The organism is Pseudomonas sp. Sample_22 (assembly GCF_004307635.1).
Lineage (GTDB): Bacteria > Pseudomonadota > Gammaproteobacteria > Pseudomonadales > Pseudomonadaceae > Aquipseudomonas.
In genome coordinates this window covers 294,665-307,143 of sequence record NZ_RCNY01000022.1, presented here as the reverse complement: position 1 = coordinate 307,143, position 12,479 = coordinate 294,665, and the positions used below count along the sequence as shown (strand labels likewise).

Below are 12,479 nucleotides of genomic sequence, written 5' to 3'. Positions count from 1 at the left end.
GCCCGATTATTTTGTCGGTTTGACGGTCACCGGCGCCTTGCCCGATTTCATCTGCTCCAGCAACGGCGCGCACTGATTCGGCTCGCCGCCACTCGGTGCCACCAACGCCAGCAGCCCCGCTGCGGGTGCAGCAATCACCCCCAACGCCACCATCCCGGCCCCGCGCAACATCAACGGCACTGCTTTCACACCTGCATCCGGCTTGATGAACTTGCCACGCACGTACAGCGGCGAACGTAACGAAATCAAACGCCAGCCCTTGGACTCCGGCGTGATGGTCAAGTCCAGTTGCTCAGTGGCCATGTTCGCTGTGCCATCGATATAGATGATCGCGTTCTCGGTATCGAAGACGAACAGGCGCGTGGTCGCCAGACCATTCTTGATGTCGAAGTCAGAGGCTGCGCAGTTGATCTTCACTTCCTTGTCACCGAAGATTTTGCCGACCACGTAGTTACCGACGTTCAACCCCGCCAACTCCATCAATTCGCGGCTGATGGCACCATCGTTGATCAGCATTTTCAAGTTGCCGTTGGCACTGCCCAACAACGCGGCCACCGAATTGCCGCGACCGGTGATGTCGGCATCGCCATTGAGCTCGCCGAAACTGGTTTTCATCGGCTCGAAGGTCGGGAACAACTGCTTGAGCTTGAAACCGCGAGCAGTGATTTTCGCCCGCCCTTCCAATGGCTCGGTGTGACCATTCAGACGAATCTGCGCCTCCAGGTTGCCGCCAGCCACACCGAAGCGCAGCGGTTCGAGACTGAGCACGCCATCGGTCAGCACCAAGTGCGTGTAGAGATCGTTGAAGGGCAGTTTTTCGCTATGAACGATGCGTTTGCCGGTGAACTCGACGTCGGCATCCATATCGCGCCAGCGGTCGGTCTTGAACGCTTCGACCGGCAGCACCTTGTCCGCCGGCTGTTTGCTGTCACCGCCACGGGCTTTCTGCTTGGCATTGGAGTCGGCACCGATCAGTGGGGCCAGGTCAGCAAACAGCAGTTGGTTAGACAGCAACGAGCCGCTGAGCTTTGGTCGTGGCTGACCCGCGACGTAAGTCAAATCGCCGTGGATGTCACTTTCGCCAATCTTGCCGTTGAATGCTTCATAACGGAACACCGCCCCGCCAGGCTCATGCAACTTGGCGATCAAGTGGCCGTCAGTGGCGTACGGCGGCGTATCCGGCAAGGTAACGCCGGTCAACGGGTAGAGATTACCCAGGCTGGTGCCGGCCAATTTGAGCTGCAAGTCCAGAGCGCCCAGGCTCATCGGATCGGTCAGGGTGCCGGCCAGTTCGACGCTGGTATCGCCGATTTTCGCCTGTGCCTGAAGTGGAAATGGCCTGGTCGCATCCTGCAGTGCCAGCAGACCACCGATCTTGCCTTGACCGGCGAGTGTCTGGCCGTGGTATTGGCCTTTGACCTTCAGGCCAAACGCGTAGTCCATCGGCGCGCCGCCCCGCTGCGAAGCGTTTTTCGCGGCTTTGACACCGACGATGTCACTGAAGGGAATCGGCTTGCCCAACGGGTCGATCAACAAGTCGAGCTGCGTCTTCAGGTTTTGATCGTCGAGGGTGACATGGCCCTTGTCGAAGCCTATGGCACCGATATCAACGACCCACGGGGAAGGTTCGGCGTTCGGGTCCTTGGGGTCGAACCTGAACACCCAGTTGGCACGCCCGTCGGCCAGGCGCTGCAGTTTGGCATTGGGTTCAGTGAGATCGATGCGCGGGATGACCACACGCTGCCCCAGCAAGGCCAACGGCGAGATGCGCAGCTCAACCCGTTTGAGACTGGCCATCTGCGGCGTTTTCGACCAGTCCGGGTTGCCAAGGGTCAGGTCTTCAGCCACGACATGCGGCCACGGCACCCAGGCCCGCCAGCCGCCTTCGTCGAGCTCGCGACGCCAGATCACCGCCAGGTTGCCGTTGATGGCGAATGGACGATGTAACTCTTCGGAGACTTTGGCGTTGAGGGGGGGCTTGATCCGGTTCCAGTCGAAAAACACGATGATCAGCACCAGCACAGCCAGTAATACAACGAGACTGGCCAGGGACCAGGTGAGAATTCTACGGGTGCGCGTCATTGCACAAAGCTCCTGATACAACTGAACGCCCCGACGGCGACGCCCATGAGAAACGCCGGGCCAAAACCGACCCGCTATGGAATCTACGACTGAAAAACGCTCGGCAGGTTTAATCGAATAACCGATTTTGCCGCAACCACCCCTTCACTTGCGCTCTCTTTTCGCCCTCAGCGTTACCGGGCCCGCACTTTTGCGCGGCGTGAGTGAGTCGAAAATACCCACCGCGGTGCAAAAGCACCGCCCGCAAAGCCCCGATCTACAAGGCCTGCAGAGAACAATCAATTCCGTTGATTATTACCATTGCGTTTATGAACTTTTATATCGACTTATCGAGAGTAGCATTGCCCTCGTACCCAATTTATTGCCCTCCTACGGAGCACCTCATCATGAAACGCCAATTGCTACTCAGTCTTACCCTCTCAATGCTGGCCAGTACGGCTTTCGCCCTGCCAGCCGCTGAACAGGCTACTCCACAAGCCAAAGATCACCACTCGGTATTCAGCCAGACTGTCGCTGCCGATGGTTCTGACCGCACGCCGGGCCAAACTCTGGCTGAAGGCGGTAACGATCGCCTGAAAGAAAAAAACCTGATCACTGAAGACGGCTACGACCAAACCCCACAAGGTCAAACGGTTGCCGCTGACGGTTCCGACCGCACGCCGGGCCAAACCCTTGCAGCCGATGGCTCCGACCGCACTCCGGGCCAAACCCTCGCCGCTGACGGCTCCGATCGCACTCCTGGCCAAACCCTCGCCGCTGACGGCTCCGATCGCACTCCTGGCCAAACACTGGCCGAAGGTGGTGGTGATCGTGTGATCGAACGCAACAGCACCATGAGCTAAGCCCCATGGCCGCCCTGAAAAAAAGCCCAATCAGCGGATTGGGCTTTTGACTGTCTGGATATTGCGTTTGTAACAGCCGAATTCTTCCCCGCTCGATCTCCCTATCCTCGTTCGACGCCAGCGAAGCCGATTTGCTAGAGTGCGCCGCTGTCTACTTCAGAAAACACCCTTGCAATGCTGCCCCGCGCCGAACAGAAACAACAAACCCGCAACGCCCTGATGGACGCTGCTCGCCATTTGATGGAAGGCGGCCGAGGATTCGGCAGCCTGAGCCTGCGTGAAGTGGCGAAAACCGCCGGGATCGTGCCCACCGGTTTCTACCGGCATTTCGCCGACATGGACGAACTGGGCCTGGTGCTGGTCAGCGAGGTTGGCCAGACTTTCCGCGAAACCATTCGCCTGGTACGGCACAACGAGTTTGTCATGGGCGGCATCATCGATGCGTCGGTGCGGATCTTTCTCGATGTGGTGTCAGCCAATCGTTCGCAGTTCCTGTTTCTCGCCCGCGAACAATATGGCGGCTCGTTGCCGGTGCGCCAGGCCATCGGCCGCTTGCGCGAAGACATCAGCTCCGACCTGGCCGCCGACCTGTCGCTGATGCCCAAGCTGCAACACCTGGACATCGCCGGGTTGAGCGTCATGGCCGACCTGATCGTCAAAAGCGTGTTTGCCACATTGCCCGACATCATCGACCCGCCGGCCGAGGCGCTGCCTGAACACTTGACGCCCCAGGCGAAGATCACCCAGCAGCTGCGCTTCATCTTTATCGGCCTCAAGCACTGGCAAGGGCTCGGCAGCACGGAGTAAACCTGCTGCCCATCGGAGAACGATCATTGGAAGACCTCAACTCCCTCTACTACTTCACCCAAGTGGTCGAGCACGGTGGCTTCGCCCCGGCCGGGCGGGCGCTGGACATGCCCAAATCCAAGCTCAGCCGGCGCATTGCCGACCTTGAGGAGCGCCTCGGTGTACGCCTGTTGCACCGCACCAGCCGCCACTGCTCGCTGACCGAGGTCGGCCAGGCCTATTACCAGCGCTGCCTGGCCATGCGCGTGGAAGCCGAAGGTGCCGCCGAGATCATCGAACGCAACCGCAGCGAACCCCGCGGGCTGGTGCGCATCAGTTGCCCGACCACCCTGCTGAACTTCTGGGTCGGGCCGATGCTGTCGCGCTTCATGCTCAAGTATCCGCAGGTGGAACTGTTCATCGAGAGCACCAACCGTCGCGTCGATCTGCTGCATGAAGGCATCGACGTCGCCCTGCGCGTGCGCTTTCCGCCACTGGAAAACACCGACATGGTGATGAAAGTGCTGGGCAACAGCACCCAGTGCCTGGTCGGCCACCCGAGGTACCTTGAACAACTGCCGCCAGGTTTCGACCCAAAGGTGCTCAGCCAATTGCCGAGCGTGCATTGGGGCAGTGTGCAGCGTGAATATCAATGGGAGCTGATCCAGGGCGAGGACATGAGCCACAGCATTGTCATCCCCCACACGCCGCGCATGGTCACCGACGACCTGTTCGCCCTGCGTCACTTTGTGGTGGCCGGCGTGGGTATTGCTCACTTGCCACGGGTGGCAGTGCGTGAGGACCTGGCCGAAGGCCGGCTGGTGGAATTGTTGCCGGGCTGGCATCCGCGTTGCGGCATTGTGCATGCGATCTTCCCGTCGCGACGCGGGCTGCTGCCGTCGGTGCGCTCGCTGATCGACCATCTGGCCGAGGAATTCAGCGTCAGCGACATGGCGTAAAACCCTCTGCGGCGTGCCCCCGGCCTATCAGCCAATCGACGTGAAAAAAGGGGACCCTTAGCGGTCCCCGTTACCATCAGAACGCAAAGCAGGAACAACCCAACGCTCCCCAAAAACCCTGGTAGTCGTTGACCGGCACACTCGAGTGTCGGGCCCGTTCATGGCTGTGAGCATGCACCCCGCAAGGCCCTACACACTGATGCGCCGCCAATGCAAGCGACGGCGTACCCGCGCGCCAGTGCCCTGGCACTTTGGCCACCGGCGACCACTCGGGCAGTACCGGCACCTGCGCAGGTCCCAGCTTGTCGAATTCGCCAGCGCCGTACACCACCTTGCCGTCGACGATGGTCAACACCGACTCGATGCCCTTGATCGCTTCTTCGTCGACACTGAAGAAATCCAGCGACAAGGCCGCCAGGTCCGCCATCTGGCCGACCTTGATCTGGCCTTTCTTGCCCTGCTCGCTGGAGAACCAGGCGCTGCCGTGGGTGAACAGTTGCAGCGCGGTTTCGCGACTCAGGCCTTCCGGATAAAGCGCCATGCCGCCAACGGTCTTGCCGCTGACCAGCCAGTACAGCGACGTCCACGGGTTATAGCTCGACACTCGGGTGGCATCGGTGCCGGCGCCTACCGGGATGCCTTCGGCGAGCATGCGCTGGATCGGTGGGGTTTTCTCGGCAGCCTTGGCGCCGTAGCGATCGACAAAGTACTCGCCCTGGAAGGCCATGCGGTCCTGGATCGCGATACCACCGCCCAGCGCGCGCACCCGCTCGATGTTCTGCGAGCTGATGGTTTCGGCGTGGTCGAAAAACCACGGCAGGCCATTGAACGGAATGTCGCGGTTGACCTTCTCGAACACATCGAGCATGCGCGAGATCGATTCGTTGTAGGTGGCATGCAGGCGGAACGGCCAGCGCTGCTCGACCAGATGGCGCACCACCGGCTCCAGTTCCTGCTCCATGGTTTGCGGCAGATCGGGACGCGGCTCCAGGAAGTCTTCGAAGTCGGCTGCGGAGAACACCAGCATTTCGCCAGCGCCGTTGTGACGCAGGAAGTCGGTGCCGTCACCAGGCTTGACCTTCGCGCTCCAGTTCTTGAAGTCGGCGAGTTCTTCCTTGGGCTTCTGGGTGAACAGGTTGTAGGCGATGCGTACGGTCAACTGGCCCCTGTCGGCCAGTTCCTGGATGACCTGGTAGTCGTCCGGATAGTTCTGGTAGCCACCGCCGGCGTCAATGGCGCTGGTCAGGCCGAGGCGGTTGAGTTCGCGCATGAACTGGCGGGTCGAATTGACCTGGTATTCCAACGGCAGCTTCGGCCCCTTGGCCAGGGTGGCGTAGAGGATCATCGCGTTGGGGCGCGCGATCAGCAGGCCGGTCGGTTCGCCGAACTTGTTGCGCTGGATCTCGCCACCGGGCGGGTTCGGCGTGTCCTTGGTGTAGCCCACGGCCTTGAGCGCAGCGCGATTGAGCAGTGCGCGGTCGTAAAGGTGCAGCAGGAACACCGGGGTATCGGGCGCAGCCTGATTGATTTCTTCCAGGGTCGGCATGCGTTTTTCGGCGAACTGGAATTCGTTCCAGCCACCCACCACGCGCACCCACTGCGGCGTCGGTGTGCGGGCGGCCTGATCCTTGAGCAGGCGCAGGGCGTCGGCCACCGAGGGCACGCCTTCCCAACGCAGCTCCAGATTGTAGTTGAGGCCGCCGCGAATCAGGTGCAGGTGGGAGTCGTTCAGACCCGGGATGACCGTACGCCCCTTGAGGTCGATGATTTGCGTGGCCGAGCTTTTGTGGGCCATGGCCTCGCCATCCGTGCCGACGGCAATGAAGCGGCCGTCCTTGATGGCGACCGCCGTTGCCATCGGCTTCTCACGGTCCACCGTGTGCAGTTTGCCGTTGAACAGGATGAGGTCGGCGGTCATCGAGCCTGCCTGACTGGACGCGTAGGCGGAACCCGAGCTGGAAAATGGCAGGGCGGACCAGAGCGCTCCGGCAGCACCGAGAATGGTGCTGTTGGCCAGGAACTGGCGGCGGCTCTTGTCGTTGGAGTCTTGGGGCATGATGTTCTCCATCTGGATGCGGCAGCGGTGGGCACGACTGCGAAGCATGCCGGGCAATGCTCGTCAGGAATTGGATGGATGTGCGGCGCGACAGCACACCGCCCGGGACAACGATAGTCGGTGTCCCGGGCGGCAGCGGATTACTTGGCGCTATTGAAGGCGTTGTAGCTGGTCATCAGGTTGCGGTAGTCCGGGATGTGGTTGGAGCACAGCGCGGCCAGGCCTTCGATATCGTTGCGCCAGTCGCGGTGCAGCTCGCAGGCCACGCCGAACCAGGTCATCAGTTGTGCACCGGCCTGGCTCATGCGGTCATGCGCGGCATCGCGGGTCATCTGGTTGAACGTACCGGAGGCGTCGGTGACCACAAACACGTCGAACTCTTCTTCCAGCGCAGCCAGGGCCGGGAACGCTACGCAGACTTCGGTCACGACACCGGCGATGATCAGCTGTTTCTTGCCGGTGGCCTTCACGGCCTTGACGAAATCTTCGTTGTCCCAGGCGTTGATCTGACCAGGGCGGGCAATGTAAGGAGCATCCGGGAACAGCGCTTTCAGCTCAGGCACCAGCGGGCCGTTGGGGCCTTGCTCGAAGCTGGTGGTGAGGATGGTTGGCAGGTTGAAGAACTTGGCCAGGTCAGCCAGAGCCAACACGTTGTTCTTGAACGCATCCGGCTCGATGTCGCGGACCAGCGACAGCAGGCCTGCCTGGTGGTCGACCAGCAGTACAGCAGCGTCGTCTTTGTTCAGGCGGTTGTATTTGAATTTGGTCATGGCTGTAGCTCCTAAGGTTTCGCTTTCAGTAGTGGGTTGTGTTTCGCGTTGATGGGAGAAGATTAAAACCATGACGTTTTGCGCGGTAGACAGTGAAAATTGTCCTTAGCGTTCTATTTTGTGAACGATAGACGGACAGGCTTTGTTTTCGCCACAAAACGGTGCCGCACTGCCGTGTCACGCCCCAAGACGATGCATAGCACTCGACACATCCGAATCAATCCCACGTTTCCGACAGTCATTTCCTACACATCCTCTGATTGGCAAGGCCCTTGCTCTGACCTCGCTACTGTCAATTGCTGGAAGCTTTCCGATGCTGGTGATTCATCGCAGAATCGACCCTCAACCCATGTGGGCCGCCGAGTTGCACCTGACGTTCGAAGCCCGGAGCAAAAGCCGCCTGCGCTGTTTCAGTGCCGAGGGTGAAGACGTCGGCTTGTTTCTGGAGCGCGGGCAATCGCCGCTGTACGACGGCGAATGTCTCCAGGCCGAAGACGGGCGCATCGTTCGTGTCTGTGCCCGCCCCGAACAACTGCTGCACGTGACCTGCGCCAATGCCTTCGAACTGACCCGCGCCGCGTATCACTTGGGCAATCGCCACGTTGCCCTGCAAGTCGGTGACGGTTGGCTGCGCCTGCTCGACGATTACGTGCTCAAGGCCATGCTCGAACAACTGGGCGCCCATGCCGAAAACATCGAAGCCCCGTTCCAGCCGGAACACGGTGCCTACGGCGGTGGCCATCACCATTCGCGCCACGGCGATGAAGATTTCAATTACCCGCCCAAGCTCCATCAGTTCGGCGTGCGCCTGTGAACCCCGCCTGGGCATTGCTGCGCCTGGCCAGTCCGCAATTGCCGATCGGCGGCTACAGCTATTCCCAAGGTCTGGAAATGGCAGTGGAGAACGGCCGTGTCCATGACCCGGACAGCGCGCGGCGCTGGATAAGCGATCAACTGCTGCTCAATCTCGCCCGTTTCGAGGCGCCGCTGTTGCTCGCCCATTGCGTTGCCGCCGCCGAGGAAAACTGGAGCGAATTGCTGCAACGTTGTGAAGAACACCGCGCCAGCCGGGAAACCCGCGAACTGCATCAGGAAAGCCGGCAGATGGGTTACTCCCTGCAACAACTGCTCACCGGCCTGCCGGAGCTCGATGCAGCGGCCCGCGCCTTTCTGCAGCAACGCCCCGAGCCGCACCTGGCCCTGGGCTGGGCGCTGGCCGCCCGCGCCTGGCGGATCAGCCCGCAGGATGCGCTGGCCGCCTGGCTCTGGAGCTGGCTTGAGAATCAATTGGCGGTGCTGATGAAAACCCTGCCGCTGGGCCAGCAAGCCGCCCAGCGCCTGACCAGCGAACTGCTGCCGCTGCTGCAACAAGCCCAGCAGAGCGCCAGCCAGATCAACCCCGAACACTATGGCAGCGCCGCGTTTGGCCTGTCCCTGGCCTGTATGGCCCATGAACGGCAGTACAGCCGTCTGTTCCGTTCCTAGGGCCTGTTACTTTGGAGAACTACATGAACACTCAACCTCTGCGCGTAGGCATTGGCGGCCCGGTCGGTTCCGGCAAAACCGCCCTGACCCTGGCCCTGTGCCTGGCCCTGCGCGACCGTTACAACCTGGCCGTCGTGACCAATGACATCTATACCCGCGAAGACGCTGATTTTCTGGTGCGCAATGAAGCACTGGCACCGGAACGCATCATTGGCGTGGAGACTGGCGGTTGCCCACACACGGCCATTCGCGAAGACGCCTCGATCAATCTCGAAGCCGTGGATCAACTCAACCGCCGTTTTCCAGGGCTGGACCTGATTCTCGTGGAGTCCGGTGGCGACAATCTATCGGCCACTTTCAGCCCGGAACTGTCGGACCTGACCATCTACGTGATCGACGTTTCCGCAGGCGACAAACTGCCACGCAAAGGCGGGCCGGGCATCTGCAAATCCGATCTGCTGGTGATCAACAAGATCGACCTGGCGCCCCTGGTGGGCGCATCGCTGACCCTGATGGACAGCGACACCACACGCATGCGCAACGGCAAACCGTTTGTCTTCAGCAACCAGAAAACCGGCCAGGGCCTGGAAGACATCATTGCCTTCATTGAGCGCCAAGGCTTGCTGACCGCCGCCTGATCAAGATTTATTCACAAGGAAGCTTCCATGACACTCAAACGCATTTTGGCCGCCGCGGCCCTGTTGCTGACCCCTGCCCTCGCTTTTGCCCACCCGGGGCACGGCGACAATGGCTTGATCGCCGGTATCAGTCACCCGATCGGCGGCCTCGATCACTTGCTGGCAATGCTCGCGGTCGGCCTTTGGGCGGCACAACAAAAAGGCGCGGCGCGCTGGGCGCTGCCCTGCACTTTCGTCGCGACCATGCTGATCGGTGGCCTGCTGGGCTTTGAAGGGCTGAACCTGCCGGCACTGGAAAGCGGGATTGCCGCGTCGGTCCTGGCGCTGGGCCTGGCCGTAGCGCTGGCGGTGCGTCCACCGTTGAGCCTGGCGATAGTTGCCACGGCATTGTTTGCCTTGTTCCATGGCGTGGCCCATGGCCTGGAACTGCCGGACATGTCCAGCCCGTGGGCGTATGCCGCCGGGTTCGTTGCGGCAACCGCTGCCTTGCATGCGGCGGGTTATGCGCTGGTGCGGGTATTGCCGCAAGCTGCTGCACCGTTGGTGCGACTGGCGGGTGCAGCTTCGGCGGCGACTGGGGTCTGGTTGTTGGCGGGCTGAATTTCTGGCGTTTGTCAGCCTCATCGCGGGCAAGCCATGCTCCTACAGGTCCTGTGTTGATCGTTCCCACGCTCTGCGTGGGAATGCACCCCGGGACGCTCCGCGTCCCAAAAGGCCGAACGCCGAGCGTCCGTTGAGGCATTCCCACGCAGAGCGTGGGAAAGATCGATAGAGTTTGCACTTAACCTGTGGGAGCTGGCTTGCCAGCGATGGCGGTCGGAAAGACACCACATCTCTCAGGCCTGCTACCATGTCGCGCAACCAAACCTGCCGTGACGACGCCAGCCAATGCCGCATGTTCCCCGCTCTGCCTCCCACCCTGAATTGACCGCCCTGTTCGCCTCGGTGCAACAGCACTTTGAAGGTGTGATCGTGCCACTTTGGCAAGGTCCCGGCTGGAATGCCGACATGGCGTTGCCGTATGAAGCACTGGACGCCGCGCATCATCCGTTGCCAGCGCAACGCTATCGGGCCATGGCCTGTGCACGCCAGTTGTATCTGTTTGCCAGTCTGATCGGCCAGGTACCGGCCGCCGAAGAGCGCGCGGCGGCGCTGTTTCGTTCCTTGCAACGACACTTTCACGACGCCGAGCACGGCGGCTGGTTCTACAGCATCGATCCGCAGGGTGCACCGCTGGATCAGCGCAAAGACCTCTACACCCACGCCTTCATCCTGTTCGCCTGCGCCCATTATTGGGACAAGGTCCGCGAACCGCTGGTGGAATCTGTACTCAACGCCGCGCTGGAAGTCATCGCCCGGCGCTTTTCCACAGGCGACGGCATGTACGAAGCCAGCCTCGATAGAGACTGGTCGTCGCTCGGCAGCGGCCCCCTGCAAAACCCGTTGATGCACTTGGCCGAAGCCTTCCTCGCGACGTTGTCGGTGCGCGAAGACATTGCCGTGCAGCGCGCGCTCATCGAGTTATGCACAGCCATGCAGAAACGCTTCGTCGACCCGCAACACGGCGTATTGATGGAGAAACCGCTGGGAACTGTGGATAACTGGTTCGAGCCGGGGCATCAGTTCGAATGGTATTTCTTGCTGGAGTCTTCAGTGCTGCTGCGCGGATCGAAACTGCATGCCTCACTGGAACGCGCCTTTGCCTTTACCGAGCAACTGGGCGTGGATCAATCCTGCGGAGCGATACGCGCCATGCTCGACCTCGGACCTGACGGCGGCTCACGAGATGCAACCCAGCGTATCTGGGCTCAGGCTGAATACCTGCGGGCATTGACATTGCGACCGCACAGCGAAGCCACGGTGCTGCGCCAATTGCAGGCGCTGCAACAGCATTTTCTGCATGCCGGTGGCTGGCACGAATGCCGCGACGAACACGGCGAAGTCAGCCGTCGGGACATGCCGTCGACCACGCCTTATCATCTGGCAACCTGTTATCGCGGGCTTGCCGATTATCTTCGCTGATGTTTGGTCGCAATCGCGGGCAAGCCCGCGATTGGCCGTCACACGCTCTTAAGCCTTGCCACCACTGCGATCAATCGCAAAACCGGCCCATGCCTGGCTGACCGGCATCAGTTCCAGGCTGTTGATGTTGATGTGCGCCGGAGCATTGAGGACCCAGAAAATGGTGTCGGCAATGTCTTGCGGCTGGATCGGCTCGGCACCGGCGTAGGTCGCGTTATACCGTTCCTGATCACCGGCGAAACGCACCAGCGAGAACTCGCTCTCGCACAGGCCGGGCTCGATATTGCTGACCCGCACGCCTGTACCCTGCAAATCGCAGCGCAGGTTCAGGGAGAACTGTTTAACGAAGGCCTTGGTTGCGCCATACACATGGCTGCCCGGATACGGATAGTTGCCGGCCACGGAGCCCAGGTTGACGATGCCGGCACCACGACCGTGGGCGATCAGGCGCGGCAACAGCAGTCGGGTGCTGTACATCAAACCTTTGACGTTGGTGTCGACCATCGTGTCCCAGTCGTCGAGATCGCACTTGGGGGCCGGATCGACGCCCAGCGCCAGGCCGGCGTTGTTGATCAGCCCGCGCAGTTTGGCGAAGGACGGCGGCAGGTTGGCAATGGCTTGTTCCATCGCCTGGCGATCCCGTACATCAAGCACCAGGCCATGCACTTCAGTCTGCTTCGACAACTCGGCGCACAGCGCATTGAGGCGTTCTTCACGACGACCGGTCAGCACCAGTTTCCAGCCCGCCTCGGCAAAACGACGGGCACAGGCTTCACCAAAACCGGAAGTCGCGCCGGTAATAAACAGGGTGTTGAACATCGTGTTCTCCTTGCTTCGGC

Annotated in this window: 12 protein-coding genes; 8 read left to right on the top strand and 4 right to left on the bottom strand. The window is 61.1% G+C overall.

Translation table 11 applies throughout. The features are described from left to right. Positions 1 to 6 precede the first annotated feature (6 nt). Complete coding sequence (locus D8U73_RS06360) at positions 7 to 2,082, bottom strand: AsmA family protein (protein WP_130903987.1); 2,076 nt, start codon at positions 2,080 to 2,082, stop codon at positions 7 to 9. A 386-nt stretch (positions 2,083 to 2,468) separates the two neighbouring features. Here D8U73_RS06360 and D8U73_RS06355 point away from each other — a divergent pair, with 386 nt between their 5' ends. From D8U73_RS06355 to D8U73_RS06345, 3 genes are all read left to right on the top strand, one after another. Further along, the gene (locus D8U73_RS06355; protein WP_056852412.1) at positions 2,469 to 2,924 is read left to right on the top strand and encodes a hypothetical protein; all 456 of its coding nucleotides are present in this window, start codon (positions 2,469 to 2,471) and stop codon (positions 2,922 to 2,924) included. A gap of 174 nt (positions 2,925 to 3,098) precedes the next feature. Beyond that, the gene (locus tag D8U73_RS06350) at positions 3,099 to 3,731 is read left to right on the top strand and encodes a TetR family transcriptional regulator (RefSeq protein ID WP_056852411.1); all 633 of its coding nucleotides are present in this window, start codon (positions 3,099 to 3,101) and stop codon (positions 3,729 to 3,731) included. 26 nt (positions 3,732 to 3,757) lie between these two features. After that, a complete protein-coding gene (locus tag D8U73_RS06345) occupies positions 3,758 to 4,669 on the top strand; it encodes a LysR substrate-binding domain-containing protein (protein ID WP_056852410.1) in 912 nt (303 codons plus the stop codon). Between the two features lie 76 nt (positions 4,670 to 4,745). Here D8U73_RS06345 and D8U73_RS06340 read toward each other — a convergent pair whose 3' ends face one another. Further along, positions 4,746 to 6,725 carry an amidohydrolase gene (locus D8U73_RS06340; protein WP_056852409.1) on the bottom strand — a complete coding sequence of 660 codons (1,980 nt, stop codon included), beginning with the start codon at positions 6,723 to 6,725 and terminating at the stop codon, positions 4,746 to 4,748. A 140-nt stretch (positions 6,726 to 6,865) separates the two neighbouring features. Then, entirely contained in the window at positions 6,866 to 7,495 is a 630-nt protein-coding gene (gene ycaC / locus D8U73_RS06335; RefSeq protein WP_056852408.1) for an isochorismate family cysteine hydrolase YcaC, read from the bottom strand. 313 nt (positions 7,496 to 7,808) lie between these two features. On the opposite strand from ycaC, the gene ureE reads away from it, so the two are divergent. The 5 genes from ureE (at position 7,809) to D8U73_RS06305 (ending at position 11,640) form a co-directional block, all read left to right on the top strand. Then, on the top strand, positions 7,809 to 8,309 hold the full coding sequence (gene ureE, locus D8U73_RS06330; RefSeq protein ID WP_130903986.1) for an urease accessory protein UreE: 501 nt from the start codon (positions 7,809 to 7,811) through the stop codon (positions 8,307 to 8,309). Next, positions 8,306 to 8,980, top strand: a complete 675-nt coding sequence (locus D8U73_RS06325; RefSeq protein ID WP_056852406.1) for an urease accessory protein UreF — start codon at positions 8,306 to 8,308, stop codon at positions 8,978 to 8,980. The genes ureE and D8U73_RS06325 overlap by 4 nt, the downstream gene beginning before the upstream one ends. 23 nt (positions 8,981 to 9,003) lie before the next feature. Continuing rightward, a complete protein-coding gene (ureG, locus tag D8U73_RS06320) occupies positions 9,004 to 9,618 on the top strand; it encodes an urease accessory protein UreG (RefSeq protein WP_056852405.1) in 615 nt (204 codons plus the stop codon). Between the two features lie 27 nt (positions 9,619 to 9,645). Then, positions 9,646 to 10,218, top strand: coding sequence for a HupE/UreJ family protein (locus D8U73_RS06315; protein WP_130903985.1), 573 nt, complete (start codon positions 9,646 to 9,648; stop codon positions 10,216 to 10,218). 288 nt (positions 10,219 to 10,506) lie between these two features. Further along, positions 10,507 to 11,640, top strand: a complete 1,134-nt coding sequence (locus tag D8U73_RS06305) for an AGE family epimerase/isomerase (protein ID WP_130903984.1) — start codon at positions 10,507 to 10,509, stop codon at positions 11,638 to 11,640. Positions 11,641 to 11,688: 48 nt separating this feature from the next. On the opposite strand, the gene D8U73_RS06300 is transcribed toward D8U73_RS06305, so the two are convergent. Then, positions 11,689 to 12,459, bottom strand: a complete 771-nt coding sequence (locus D8U73_RS06300; RefSeq protein WP_130903983.1) for an SDR family oxidoreductase — start codon at positions 12,457 to 12,459, stop codon at positions 11,689 to 11,691. Between the last annotated feature and the right edge of the window lie 20 nt (positions 12,460 to 12,479).